Annotated in this window: 9 protein-coding genes; 6 read left to right on the top strand and 3 right to left on the bottom strand. The window is 68.2% G+C overall.

The window, feature by feature from the left end:
• Window positions 1–105: 105 nt before the first annotated feature.
• The 3 genes from uxaC (at window position 106) to OCUBac02_RS04360 (ending at window position 3,973) form a co-directional block, all read left to right on the top strand.
• Window positions 106–1,509 carry a glucuronate isomerase gene (uxaC, locus tag OCUBac02_RS04370; protein WP_173043658.1) on the top strand — a complete coding sequence of 468 codons (1,404 nt, stop codon included), beginning with the start codon at window positions 106–108 and terminating at the stop codon, window positions 1,507–1,509.
• Window positions 1,506–2,975: a mannitol dehydrogenase family protein gene (locus OCUBac02_RS04365; protein WP_173043656.1), complete on the top strand. Its 1,470-nt coding sequence runs from the start codon at window positions 1,506–1,508 to the stop codon at window positions 2,973–2,975. Before uxaC ends, OCUBac02_RS04365 begins: the two co-directional genes overlap by 4 nt.
• 170 nt (window positions 2,976–3,145) lie before the next feature.
• Window positions 3,146–3,973 (top strand): transporter substrate-binding domain-containing protein, encoded by an 828-nt coding sequence (locus OCUBac02_RS04360; RefSeq protein ID WP_244639093.1) that lies wholly within the window; start codon window positions 3,146–3,148, stop codon window positions 3,971–3,973.
• Window positions 3,974–3,992: 19 nt separating this feature from the next.
• Here the strand turns inward: OCUBac02_RS04360 and OCUBac02_RS04355 are convergent, their stop codons facing one another.
• The gene (locus OCUBac02_RS04355) at window positions 3,993–5,144 is read right to left on the bottom strand and encodes an amidohydrolase (protein WP_173043654.1); all 1,152 of its coding nucleotides are present in this window, start codon (window positions 5,142–5,144) and stop codon (window positions 3,993–3,995) included.
• A gap of 333 nt (window positions 5,145–5,477) precedes the next feature.
• Here OCUBac02_RS04355 and OCUBac02_RS04350 point away from each other — a divergent pair, with 333 nt between their 5' ends.
• The 3 genes from OCUBac02_RS04350 (at window position 5,478) to OCUBac02_RS04340 (ending at window position 9,351) form a co-directional block, all read left to right on the top strand.
• Entirely contained in the window at window positions 5,478–7,187 is a 1,710-nt protein-coding gene (locus OCUBac02_RS04350; protein WP_173043652.1) for a lysine--tRNA ligase, read from the top strand.
• 19 nt (window positions 7,188–7,206) lie between these two features.
• On the top strand, window positions 7,207–8,592 hold the full coding sequence (locus OCUBac02_RS04345; protein WP_173043650.1) for an FAD-binding oxidoreductase: 1,386 nt from the start codon (window positions 7,207–7,209) through the stop codon (window positions 8,590–8,592).
• 66 nt (window positions 8,593–8,658) lie between these two features.
• A complete protein-coding gene (locus tag OCUBac02_RS04340; RefSeq protein WP_197933312.1) occupies window positions 8,659–9,351 on the top strand; it encodes a nitroreductase in 693 nt (230 codons plus the stop codon).
• 100 nt (window positions 9,352–9,451) lie between these two features.
• Here the strand turns inward: OCUBac02_RS04340 and OCUBac02_RS04335 are convergent, their stop codons facing one another.
• Together OCUBac02_RS04335 and OCUBac02_RS04330 are read right to left on the bottom strand one after the other, a co-directional pair.
• Window positions 9,452–10,522: a DUF808 domain-containing protein gene (locus OCUBac02_RS04335; RefSeq protein ID WP_173043648.1), complete on the bottom strand. Its 1,071-nt coding sequence runs from the start codon at window positions 10,520–10,522 to the stop codon at window positions 9,452–9,454.
• A 172-nt stretch (window positions 10,523–10,694) separates the two neighbouring features.
• Window positions 10,695–12,767: a 3-hydroxyacyl-CoA dehydrogenase NAD-binding domain-containing protein gene (locus OCUBac02_RS04330; RefSeq protein WP_173043646.1), complete on the bottom strand. Its 2,073-nt coding sequence runs from the start codon at window positions 12,765–12,767 to the stop codon at window positions 10,695–10,697.
• Window positions 12,768–12,938 lie beyond the last annotated feature (171 nt).

Here is a 12,938-nt window from a genome sequence, read left to right as displayed (position 1 = left end):
GCAATCCGCGTTGGGCATGCAAGAGCATCTGGCGCACTAGTATACCAGACAATTGACCCCCGCCCTTGCCGGCTCTAGAGATCGGTGCGACCGATGGAGATGCCTATGTTGCTGCACGACGATCGCCTCTTCCCCGCCGATCCGGTGACCCGCGGCATCGCGCGCCGGCTCTTCGCCACGGTTCGCGACCTGCCGATCATCTCGCCGCATGGCCATACCGATCCGCGCTGGTATGCCGAGGACAACGCCTTTCCCGATCCGGCGACCCTTTTCGTCAAGCCGGACCATTATATCTTCCGCATGCTCTATTCGCAGGGCGTCCGGCTGGAGCAGCTTGGCATCGCGCGCAAGGATGGCGGTGAGGTCGAGACCGATCCGCGCAGGATCTGGAAGCTCTTCGCCGAACACTGGCACCTGTTCCGGGGCACGCCGACGCGACTCTGGTTCGAGCACGCGACCTCGAACGTCTTCGGCATCAACGAGCGCCTGACGCCTGAGAATGCCGACAGGATCTACGACAGGATCGCCGCCAAGCTGGAAGAGCCGGAGCTTCGGCCCCGCGCCCTGTTCAAGCGCTTCAACATCGAGGCGATCAGCACGACCGAGGGCGCGCTCGACGATCTGCGCTGGCACGACATGATCAGCAATTCCGGCTGGGGCGGCAAGGTCGTTACGGCCTACCGGCCCGACAGCGTCGTCGACCCGGAATTCGAGAGCTTTTCGGACAATCTCGAAAAATTCGGCGAGCTGACGGGCGAGGATATCGGAAGCTGGACCGGCTATCTCGCCGCCCACCGCAAGCGGCGCGCCTATTTCAAGGAGCGCGGCGCCACCTCCTCCGACCATGGCCATGCCACGGCCCGCACCGCCAATCTCTCGGGCGCGGAGGCCGAGAAGCTCTATGCGAAGATCCTGAAGGGCAAGGTCTCGGCCAAGGACGCCGACCTGTTCCGCGGCCAGATGCTGACCGAGATGGCCAGGATGAGCCTCGATGACGGGCTCGTGCTCCAGATCCACCCCGGCTCCTGGCGCAACCACAACCCGGTCCTGTTCGAGCATTTCGGCCGCGACATGGGCTGCGACATCCCGACCCAGACCAATTATGTCGAGGCGCTGAAGCCGCTGCTCGACGCCGTCGGCAATGAGCGCAACCTCACCGTCATCGCCTTCACGCTGGACGAGACCGTCTATTCGCGCGAGCTCGCTCCGCTCGCCGGCCATTATCCGGCGCTGCGGCTCGGGCCGGGCTGGTGGTTCCTCGATGCGCCCGAAGCGATGCTGCGCTTCCGCGAACTCACGACCGAGACGGCCGGCTTCTACAACACCGTCGGCTTCAACGACGATACCCGCGCTTATCTCTCGATCCCCGCCCGGCATGACGTCGCGCGCCGCGTCGACTGCGCCTATCTCGCCAAGCTCGTCGCCGAGCACCGGCTGGAGGAGGACGAGGCGGCCGAGGTCGCCCATGATCTCGCCTATCGCCTCGCCAAGGAGGCCTACAAGCTGTGACCCGCCTCTCCGCTTCCACCCTCGCCGGATTGCCGTCGTCGATCCGCCGCCCGGCCTATGACCGCTCGGCCCTCAAGCCCGGCATCGTTCATCTCGGCCTCGGTGCCTTCGCCCGCGGCCACCTCGCCGAATATACCGAGGACGCGCTGGAGAAGCGCTTCGGCGCCTGGGGCATTGTCGGTGCCAGCCTCCAGCGCCCCGACCAGCGCGACCGGCTGAAGCCGCAGGGCGGGCTCTACACCCTGCTCAAGCTCGCCCCGACCGGGCCGGAACTGCGCGTGATCGGGTCGGTGCTCGACGTGCTCGTCGCGCCCGAAAGCCCCTCAGCCCTGATCGCCCGGCTGGCCGCCCCCGAGACCCGCATCGTCTCGCTCACCGTCACCGAGAAGGGCTATTGCCACGATCCGGCGACCGGCAGGCTCAAGGCCGACCATCCGGACATCGTCCATGACCTCGCCAATCCCAACACGCCGCGCTCGGCCGTCGGCATCCTCGTCGCCGGCCTGAAGGCGCGCCGCGATGCGGGCCTTGGCCCCTTCACCGCGCTCTGCTGCGACAACCTCCCCTCCAACGGCCATGTCCTGCGCGGCCTCGTCCGCGACTTCGCGGCGCTGATCGACGACAAGCTCGCCGCCTGGATCGAGGCCAATAGCGCCTTCCCGGCGACGATGGTCGACCGCATCGTGCCGGCCACGACGGATGCGGATATCGCCGAAGTCGCCCGGCTGACCGGCGCAGAGGATGCCGCTCCCGTCATCGGCGAGCCCTTCCGGCAATGGGCGATCGAGGATGCGTTTGCAGATGGAAGGCCCGACTGGCACGACGTCGGTGCCCAGATGGTCTCGGAGGTCGCGCCCTTCGAGTTCATGAAGCTGCGCATGCTCAACGGCGCGCATTCATCGCTTGCCTATCTCGGCTATCTCGCCGGCCATGAGACGGTGGCCGAGGCCAGCGGCGATCCCGTCTTCGCCCGCTTGCTCGAAGGTCTCTGGGCCGAGATCATGCCGACCGTGCCGGCTCCGCAAGGCGTCGTGTTGGCGGATTACGCCAAGGCGCTGCTCGCCCGCTTCCAGAACCCGGCGATCCGCCACCGCACCTGGCAGATCGCCATGGACGGGTCGCAGAAACTGCCGCAGCGCCTGCTCGGCACGATCCGCGAGCGATTGAAGGCGGGCGCTCCGATCGACCATCTCGCGCTCGGCGTCGCAGCCTGGATGCGCTACGTCACCGGCACCGACGAGAAGGGCGCCGCCATCGACGTCCGCGATCCGCTTGTCGCCGAATTGAAGCGCCGCACGGAAGCCGCCGGACGTGATGCGAAAGCACTCGTCGAAGCCCTCACCGGCATCGAGGCAATCTTCGGGGCAGACCTCCCGGGCGACCAGCGGTTCACGAAGCCGGTGACCGCTCACCTCGCCTCGCTCCTCGACAAGGGCGCGAAGGCGACGGCGGCAAGTCTCGGCTAAGCCTCCGGCGTCATGCTCGCCCTTGTGGCGAGCATCCACGTCTTGAACTCGACCTTCGACCAGCGAAGACGTGGATGGTCGGGACAAGCCCGACCATGACGTCGAGCCTGCCAGCCTGCGGGCGCAAAGCCCCCTTGATCCACGCTCGCATCCCACGCCACATAGGCGCGATGCTTCGCGCGCTCACTCTTGCGACCTCGCTCCTCACCGCCGCCACGGTCCTGGCGCAGGAGCCGCCGCGCATCGCCATTCCCAATCTCTGGGACCCGCGCATCCGGATCGACCGGCCGGAGCCCGGCCCGCCGCGCGTCGTGCGCTTCCTTGCCGATGACGATTACCCCCCATTCCACTTCGCTGGCACGGACGGCGCGCTGACCGGCTTCTCCGTGGAGCTCGCCCGCGCCGTCTGCGAGAAACTGGCCTGGACCTGCACGATCCAGCCGCGCCGCTTCGACACGCTGGCCGATTCCCTCGCCGAAGGCCGTGGCGACGTGCTCGCCGCCGCCCTGAACCTGACACCGGCCCTGCGCGAGCGTTTCGCCGCGAGCCATCTCTATTTCCGTGCACCGGCGCGCTTCATCACCACGCGCGGCAATGCCCGCGCAGCGCTCGACGGCAACGCGCTTCAGGGACGCCGCGTCGCGGTCGTCTCCGGCACCGCGCATCAGGCCTTTCTGGAACAGCTCATGCCCTTCGCGCAGCGCCGTGAAAGCGCTGATCTCAACGCGGCGATCGCGGCGCTCCGCAGCGGCGAGGCGGAATATGTCTTCGGCGACGGCGTCGCCCTGTCGCTGGCGATCGCCGGCAGCGGCGGCGAGTTCGCCTTCTCGGGCGGCCCCTATCTGGAAAGCCGCTATTTCGGCGAGGGCGTCGCCTTCCTGCTGCGCAAGGACGACCCCGGCCTGAAGCGCGCCATCGATTACGCGCTGCAGGGCCTCTGGGACGACGGGACCTATGCCCGTCTCTACCTGCGCTTCTTCCCGATCAGCCCGTATTAGGGCGGAAACTCGCCGTCATTCAGGGCGCGTTGCTCGCCAGCGCCTGCTTCGCCACCGCCGCGAGCCAGCCGGAAGCTGCCGGCAGGATCGCGTCGTTGAAATTGTAGCGGTCGTTGTGCAGGTCGCCGCCGTTCACCGAGGGGCCGTTGCCCATCCAGATGTAACAGCCGGGGCGCTTCTCCAGGAAATAGGCGAAATCCTCGCCGGTGGTGCTAGCCTTCACGTCGCGCCGGACGGGCAGCCCCGCAGCCTCGCCGGCTGCGGCGGCCATGTCTTCTTCCGCAGGCGTATTGATCGTGGCGACGCCGCGCATCGTCTCGACCTCGGCCGTCATCTCGAAGGTCGCGGCGATGTTCTGCGCGATGCCGTCAAGTCGCGCCAGCAAACGGTCGCGTACCGCCGGAACGAAGGTGCGGAACGTGCCTTCGATGAAGACATTGGTCGGGATCTGGTTGGAAGCGAGGCCGCCATGAACCTGGCCGATCGAGACCACCGCCGATTCCATCGGGTCGACATTGCGCGAGACGATGGTCTGCAGCGCGACGATGAGATGCCCCATCGCCACGATCGGGTCGTGGGTCTGCTCGGGCAGCGCCGCATGGCCGGCCTTGCCGGTCAGCGTGATCCTGAAGCGCCCGGGCTCGGACATCACCGGCCCGCGATGCACCGCGACGGTGCCGGCTTCCAGCCCCGGCCAGTTATGCAGCGCGAAGACGCGCTCCATCGGGAAGCGTTCCAGCACACCGTCTTCGAGCATCGCCAGGGCGCCGCCCGCGCCCTCCTCCGCCGGCTGGAAGACGAACTGCACCGTGCCGCTCCAGCTTTCATCGGCCTTGAGAAGCGCCGCGGCGCCGAGCAGCGAGGTGGTGTGCCCGTCATGGCCGCAGGCATGCATCACGTTCGGCGTCTTCGACTTGTAGGGGAGATCGTTCGCCTCCTGGATCGGCAGCGCGTCCATGTCGGCGCGCAGGCCGACGGTGCGCTCGGAGGAGCCGCGCGTCAGCGTCGCGACCACGCCGTGACCGCCGACATTGGCGACGAAGGGCACGCCGAGCTCGGTCAGCTTCTCCTGCACGAAGGCGCTGGTCAGCTTCTCGTGGCGCCCGAGTTCCGGATGGGCGTGGAGATGTCGTCGCCAGGCGGTCAGCTTGTCGAGCAGGTCGCGGTCCAAGGCGGCATCCTTTCAAGGCGTGGGCAGATACGAAAGAGTCCAGACTATCCCGCAGGGCAGACACGGCAACCATCGAAAACGAATACCGGGCAAGCGCTTCAGCCAGCCGTCATTCTCGGGCGAAGCGAAGCTGAGACCCGAGAATCTCTTACAGGGCAGGGCACCATCAACGCACCTTTTCCGGCCCGAGATGCTCGAGCCGAGCCCGAGCATGACGAGCCTGCCAGCACGCGCGCATTGACGGGGCCCTTCGCAATCTGCGAAAGCCCGCAAACAACAATTTGCGCACTGCAAATTCGTCGCCCACCAGACGCGGAGAGGATACCCGCCCAAATGCCCGCCTTCGACGCAGCCCTCGTTGACGCCGCCCAGCGTTCGGCCGCCTGGCCGTTCGAGGAGGCGCGCAAGCTCGTGGCCCGCATCGAGAAAACGGCTAAGAAATCGGTGATCTTCGAAACCGGCTACGGCCCCTCGGGCCTGCCGCATATCGGCACCTTCGGCGAGGTCGCGCGCACCTCGATGGTTCGCCATGCCTTCCAGGTGCTGACCGGCAACACGATCCCGACCCGGCTCGTCGCCTTTTCCGACGACATGGACGGCCTGCGCAAGGTGCCGGACAACGTGCCGAACAAGGAGCTGCTCGCCGCCAATCTCGGCAAGCCGCTGACCGAGGTGCCGGACCCGTTCGGCACGCATGACTCGTTCGGCCGCCACAACAATGCGCGGCTCTGCGCCTTCCTCGACAGCTTCGGCTTCGATTACGAGTTCAAGTCCTCGACCGACTCGTATCGCGCCGGCGAGTTCGACGCGACGCTGCTCAAGATGCTCGCGCGCTACGACGCCATGATGAAGATCATGCTGCCGACGCTGCGCGAGGAGCGGGCCGCGACCTATTCGCCCTTCCTGCCGATCCACCCGAAGACACGCGTCGTCATGCAGGTGCCGATCGACGAGGTCGATGTCGAGGCCGGCACCATCGCCTGGACCGATCCGGACACGAAGGAGCGCTTCGTCTCGCCGGTCACCGGCGGCCATGTGAAGCTGCAGTGGAAGCCGGACTGGGCAATGCGCTGGGTCGCGCTCGGCGTCGACTACGAGATGGCCGGCAAGGACCTGATCGACTCGGTCAAGGTCTCCTCGCAGATCGCGCGCGCGCTCGACGGCACCCCGCCGGAGGGCTTCAACTACGAGCTCTTCCTTGACGAGCAGGGCCAGAAGATCTCGAAGTCGAAGGGCAACGGCCTGACGATCGAGGACTGGCTGACCTATGGCCCGCCGGAGAGCCTGGCGCTCTACATGTTCCAGCGCCCGCGCGAGGCCAAGAAACTGCATTTCGACGTAATCCCGCGCGCCATCGACGAATATCTCCAGTTCCTCGGCGGCTACGAGAAGCAGGACTGGAAGAACCGGCTCGGCAACCCGGTCTGGCATATCCATGCCGGCAATCCCCCGGCGCCGGAGGTCATCGCCTCGGGCGAGGGCGACAACGCGGTCAGGACGCAGGTCACCTTCGGCCTGCTGATGAACCTCGTCGCCGTCGCGAATTCCGAGGACAAGGCCGTGCTCTGGGGCTTCCTTCAGCGCTATGCGCCGGGCATGTCGCCGGAAACCCATCCGCGCCTCGATGCGCTGGTCGGCTACGCGATCGCCTATTTCCGCGATTTCGTGAAGCCGGCGAAGAGTTACCGCTTGGCCGACGAGGTCGAGCGCGACGCCTTCGCCAAGCTCGACGCCGCGCTCGCCGCCCTGCCGGCCGATCCGACGCCCGAGATGGTCCAGGATACGGCGCTCGACGTCGCCCGCGCCATCCCGCGCTACCAGAACCTCACCGCCAAGAACGCGACGCCGGAGCGGCCGGGCGTGTCCGGCGACTGGTGGAAGGCGATCTACCAGGTGATGTTCGGCGAGGATCAGGGCCCGCGCTTCGGCTCCTTCGCGGCGATCTATGGCCTGCCCAACACCCGCGCCCTGATCGCCAAGGCGCTCGCCGGCGATCTGGTTCGGGAACACGCCGCCTTCCTCGCGGCGCGCAAAGCCGACTGACGAGCCGACGGAGCCTGCCATGACCATTCCCGACGACGCGCTCGCGGCGCTGGCGGAGGTGGTCGGCTCCAGCGGCCTGCGCAGCGGCGAGGCGATCCCAGCCCGCAACCGCAAGGACGCTTCCAAGACCGAGGAGGGCCTGCCGGCCCTCCTCGTCATGCCCAGGACGACCCGGGAGGTCGCCGCGGTGCTGGCGATCTGCTCGCGGCATGCTCTCCCCGTCGTCGTCCAGGGCGGCATGACCGGCCTCGCCGGCGGCGCGGCGCCGCAGGCCGGCGAGATCGCGCTCTCGCTCGAGAAGATGACCGGCGTCGATGAGATCGACCCGGTGACGCGGACCATGACCGTGCTCGCCGGCACGCCGCTCGCCGTCGTGCAGGAGAAGGCTGCGGCCGCCGGCTTCCTCTATGGCGTCGACCTCGGCGCGCGCGGGACCTGCACCATCGGCGGCAATGTCGCGACCAATGCCGGCGGCGTGCAGGTGCTGCGCTACGGCATGACCCGCCGCAACGTGCTCGGCCTCGAAGCGGTGATGGCCGACGGCCGCATCGTCAGCCATCTCAGGAAGGTGGTGAAGAACAATGCCGGTTATGACTGGACACAGCTCTTCATCGGCAGCGAGGGCACGCTCGGCGTCGTCACCCGCGTGCTGCTCGCCCTGCAGCCGGCGGTGACCGGCACGCAGACCGCGCTCTGCGCCGCCGGCAGCGTCGCCCAGGCGCTCGCGGCGCTCAACCGTCTCGAAGGCAGGCTCGGCGGCGGCCTGCTCGCCTTCGAGGCGATGTGGTCGGAATACATGAAGGCCGCGACCGAACAGGGCGGCCTGCCCGCTCCCTTTGCCGAGCAACCGGAAGTCGTACTCGTCATCGAGGCCGCGATGGGGCCGGGCAGAACGGGCGAGGAAATCTTCGCCGAAGCCCTCGCCGAGCTGGCGGAGGAAGGCCTGCTGGACGATGCCCTGATCGCGCAATCCGGCCGCGACCGGCAGCGCTTCTGGGCCTATCGCGAGGCGAATTACGAGTTCTATCGCGACCTGTCGCCCGGCGTTCATTTCGATGTCAGCATTCCCCTTGGTACTATGGCGGACGCGGTCGCGCTGCTGCGCCAGCGGGTCAAGGCGCGCAGTGCCACGGCTTTCCCGATCGTCTTCGGCCATCTCGCCGACAGCAACCTGCATCTCTCGCTCCACGACGAGACGGGCGATCTCTCCGGCTTCGCCGAGATCGTCTACGAGCTGGTCCGCGAGAAGCAGGGCAGCATCTCGGCCGAGCACGGCGTCGGCGTGCTGAAGCGGCCCTATCTCGGCATGAGCCGCTCGGAAGCCGAGCTCGCGCTGATGGCGACGCTGAAGCGCACGCTCGACCCCGGCAACATCCTCAATCGCGGGCGCATCTTGCCGGCCTGAGCTATGGCGTCGTGCCGTCGGCTCTGCCAGACTCATCGGCCATGACGGAGCATGGAGGCGCGGAGCATGATCGACGAGATGACGCCTGACCAAGACATCGAACGCGCCATCCGCACGCGTCGCGCCATCCGCGCCTTCCTGCCCGATCCGGTCGAGCCCGCCCTCGTCCGCCGCTTGATCGATCTCGCCGCGCAGGCCCCTTCCGGCACCAATATGCAGCCCTGGAAGCTCCGGGTGATCGGTCCTCAGTCGCGGGCGCGGCTGGAGACGGCGCTGCTCGCTGCGCTCGATGCCGGCGGGCGCCCCGGCGTCGAGGAATACCGCTATTACCCCGCGCAGTTCCGCGAGCCTTATCTGGCGCGCCGCCGCAAGGTGGGCTGGGACCTCTACAGCCTGCTCGGCGTCGTCAGGGGCGACACCGAGGGCATGAAGCGCCAGACCGCCGCGAACCTGCGCTTCTTCGACGCACCGGTCGCGCTGATGCTGACCATCGACCGCGATCTGGAGATCGGCTCCTGGCTCGATCTCGGCATGTTCATCCAGACCCTGCTGATCGCCGCGCAAGGCCATGGGCTCGATTCCTGCCCGCAGGCGATCTTCGCGCAGTTCCACCCGATCGTGCGGCGCGAACTCGCGATCCCCGAGGACGAGGTCGTAGTCTGCGGCATCGCCATCGGCAAGGCCGATCCCGACGCCCCGGCCAACCGCCTCGTGCCCGAGCGCGAGCCCGTCGAGGGCTTCACGACCTGGCTGGCCTAGCCCGTCGTCATGGTCGGGCTTGTCCCGACCATCCACGTCTTCCCTTATCGAGAACCGAGTTCAAGACGTCGATGCTCGCCACAAGGGCGAGCATGACGCGTTATGAACCATGCCCGCCATCGGGCAGGGGCTTGCCGACACTCTTCCGGAAGAGCCTCACCGCCGGCCCGACCAGCCAGTGCATCGCGACGATGGCGAGGCCGCCGACGATCACGCCGAACACGGCTGCGAGCGCAGCCCCGGCGAGCCATTGGCCGGCACCGGCCAGCGCTGCCGGCAAGGCTCGCCCTGCCGCGACCGCGAGATCGTGGACGCCATGGCCGAGGCCGCTGAGGCCGTATTCTTCCAGTCCGTGGATGATGATGCCGCCGCCGACCCAGAGCATCGCGGCCGTGCCGACCACACCGAGCAGGCTTAGGAAATGCGGCATCGCGACGACGAGACCGCGTCCGAGGGGCTGCGTCAGCCAGGACAGGGCACGGTCCAGCGCTCCCGCCTCGCCCGCCTCCAGCCGCCGCAAGCCGAGCAGGCTCGTCGCCGGCCGCTGGTTGGCGGCGAGCGCCATGCCGGCATCGTCCGCCTTCACGATCAGCGCGACGACGCCGTAGACCGCGACGGTGATGCCGATACCGACGATCGCAAGAACCACCGCCTTCATCCAGAACGACTGGTCGGCGACGCCGGCCAGCGTGATCGCCATGATCTCGGCCGAGAGGATGAAATCGGTCTTCACCGCGCCGGCGATCTTCTGCTGTTCGAGCGCCGCCGGATCGCCGATCGCCTCGCCGGCCTTGCCCTCGCCATGAGCGCCATGCGGCACAACCAGCTCCAGGAGCTTCTCGGCACCCTCGAAACAGAGGAAGACGCCGCCTGCCATCAGGAGCGGGGTGATCGCCCAGGGCGCGACCAGCGCCAGCACGAGCGCGCCCGGCAGCAGAATGAGCAGCTTGTTGCGCAGCGAGCCCAGCGCGATCCGCCAGATGATCGGCAATTCGCGCGCCGCCGCGAAGCCCACGGCATAGCGCGGCGTCACCGCGGCATCGTCGATGACAACGCCCGCAGCCTTGGCCCCGGCCTTGCCGGCCTGCGCGACGACATCGTCGACGGAGGACGCCGCGATCTTGGCGATGCCGGCGACGTCGTCCAGCAGCGCAAACAGCCCCGAAGCCAAGCGGCTCTCCTCGGAAGGTTATCGGATCGGGCGAGGATAGAGCGGCTTTCGCCTGCCGTCATTCCCGGGCGAAGCGAAGCGCAGACCCGAGAATCTCAGGCTGAGAAAGGCGCCAGTACCACTTCCGGCAAGAGATGCTCGGGTCGAGCCCGAGCATGACGAACCTACCGCATCACCCCTTCAGGCTGACGAACCCCTTGCCCTCGGCCGCGAGGCGCCGGAGCAGCGGCGCCGGCTCCAGCGCTTTGTCACCGATCTCGGCGGCCTGTGCCTCCAGCCGCTTCACGATGACGTCGAGCCCGACGCTGTCGGCCCAGAACATCGGCCCGCCGCGCCAGGCCGGCCAGTTATAGCCGTTGATCCAGACGATATCGATGTCGCCCGGCCGCGCCGCGATGCCCTCCTCCAGGATGCGCGCGCCCTCGTTCACCATCGGGTCGAGCAGGCGGGCCAGTATCTCCTCCGGCGTGAAGGCACGCCGCGTCACGCCCTGCTCGGCCGAGATGCGAGCGATCAGCGCCTCGACCTCGGGGCAGCGCTGCCCGGCGCGCGCGCCTTGCGGATAGATGTAATAGCCGCGCCCCGTCTTCTGGCCGAACCAGCCGGCCTCGCAGATCGCATCGGCCACGGCGGCCTTGAGGCCGCGCGCCTTGCGCGAGCGCCAGCCGATATCGTTGCCGGCGAGATCGGCCATGGCGAAGGGACCCATCTTGAAGCCGAAGCCGACCAGCGCGGCATCGACCTCATGCGGCAGGGCGCCCGCGACGAGCAGGCGCTCGGCGGCGCGGGTGCGCTGCTCCAGCATGCGGTTGCCGACGAAGCCGAAGCCGTTGCCGACGACGACCGGCACCTTGCCGAGCTTGCGCCCCAGCGCGACGGCCGTCGCGATCGCATCGTCCGCCGAACCCTTCGGCCGAACGATCTCCAGCAGTTTCATGACATTGGCCGGGCTGAAGAAATGCATGCCGATCACGTCCTGCGGGCGCTTCGTCGCCGCCGCGATCGTGGGCACGTCGAGATAGGAGGTGTTGCTGGCAAGGATCGCGCCGGGCTTCGCCACCTTGTCGAGCTCGCCGAAGATCTGCTGCTTGACGCCCATCTCCTCGAAGGCGGCCTCGACGACGATATCGGCGCCGGCCGCAGCCGCGAGACCGACCGCCGGCTTGATCAGCTTCATGCGTCCGGCCTTCGCCTCCGGCGTCAGCGATCCCCGCGATACCGAGATGTCGTAGATCGCGCCGATGCGGTTGACGCCATTGTCGAGCGCAGCCTGGGCCGTCTCGATCAGCGTTACCGGGATACCGGCATTGGCGAAGCACATGGCGATGCCGCCGCCCATCGTGCCGGCGCCGATCACGGCGGCGCTGGCGATCTCGCGCGGTTTCACTTCAGGCCCGATGCCCGGCACCTTCGCGACCTCGCGCTCGGCGAAGAAGACATGGCGCAGCGCCTTCGAACGCTCGTCGACGAGCAGCGACAGGAAGAGCCTGCGCTCCACCGCTACGCCTTCTGCGAAAGGCAGGGTGAAGCTCGCGCGCACGGCCTCGACCAAGGCCGGCACGTTCGGCATGCCCTCGGCCTTCTTCACCGCATCCTTGGCCAGAGCCTCGAACGCGCCCCGGTCGGTCTCGGTCAGTTCGCCGGTGGCGGCGCTCGTCACCGGGCGGCGCCCCTCCGCCGCCAGCGCCTCGGCCAGACGGCTGGCAGCCGCGACGAGATCGCTGGAAACGACCTCGTCGAGCAGCCCGTATTCGAGCGCCTTGCCGGCCGAGATCGGCTCGCCCGAAAGCATCATCGGGAAGGCCTTGGCCGCCCCGATCAGGCGCGGCAGGCGCTGCGTGCCGCCGGCACCGGGAATGAGCCCGAGCTTGATCTCGGGCAGGCCGAGTTTCGCAGCCGGCAGCGCGACGCGGCCATGACACGCGAGCGCGACTTCCAGCCCGCCGCCCAGCGCCACGCCCTGGATTGCCGCGACGACCGGCTTCGCCGAGGCCTCGATCGCGTCGAGCACATCCGGCAGGCTCGGCGGGGCCGGCGGCTTGCCGAACTCACTGATATCGGCGCCGGCAATGAAGGCCTTGCCGGCGGAAGCGATGACGATCGCGGTGACGGCAGCATCGGCATTGGCGTGCTCGATGGCGCTCGCCAGCCCTGCGCGCACCGCGGCGCCGAGCGCATTCACCGGCGGGTTGTCGATAGTGGCGATCGCGACCTTGCCGCGAACCTCAAGCTGAACCTTCGTCATCGACGTCTCCGCAATCCCTGTCCCGCGCGCCTCGACCCGCACGCGAAGGCAGCGAAGGCGTCTCGCCGCGCAGGGGAGGATCGCGCCCGCGTGATGTCAAGCGCCGGGCGGCGACGAAAGGCGCATCCGGCCTCGCTTGACCCCCGGCAAAGGCCCATGCGATCCCGGCTC

Origin of the sequence: Bosea sp. ANAM02 (assembly GCF_011764485.1) — a bacterium.
Taxonomy (GTDB): domain Bacteria; phylum Pseudomonadota; class Alphaproteobacteria; order Rhizobiales; family Beijerinckiaceae; genus Allobosea.
This window is presented reverse-complemented; position numbering and strand designations above follow the sequence as displayed.

Coding starts and splice junctions, on each gene's coding strand:
- uxaC (WP_173043658.1), top strand. CDS start 106: ATGTTGCTGCACGACGATCGCCTCTTCCCCGCCGATCCGGTGACCCGC.
- OCUBac02_RS04360 (WP_244639093.1), top strand. CDS start 3,146: ATGCTTCGCGCGCTCACTCTTGCGACCTCGCTCCTCACCGCCGCCACG.
- OCUBac02_RS04350 (WP_173043652.1), top strand. CDS start 5,478: ATGCCCGCCTTCGACGCAGCCCTCGTTGACGCCGCCCAGCGTTCGGCC.
- OCUBac02_RS04345 (WP_173043650.1), top strand. CDS start 7,207: ATGACCATTCCCGACGACGCGCTCGCGGCGCTGGCGGAGGTGGTCGGC.
- OCUBac02_RS04340 (WP_197933312.1), top strand. CDS start 8,659: ATGATCGACGAGATGACGCCTGACCAAGACATCGAACGCGCCATCCGC.
- OCUBac02_RS04330 (WP_173043646.1), bottom strand. CDS start 12,767: ATGACGAAGGTTCAGCTTGAGGTTCGCGGCAAGGTCGCGATCGCCACT.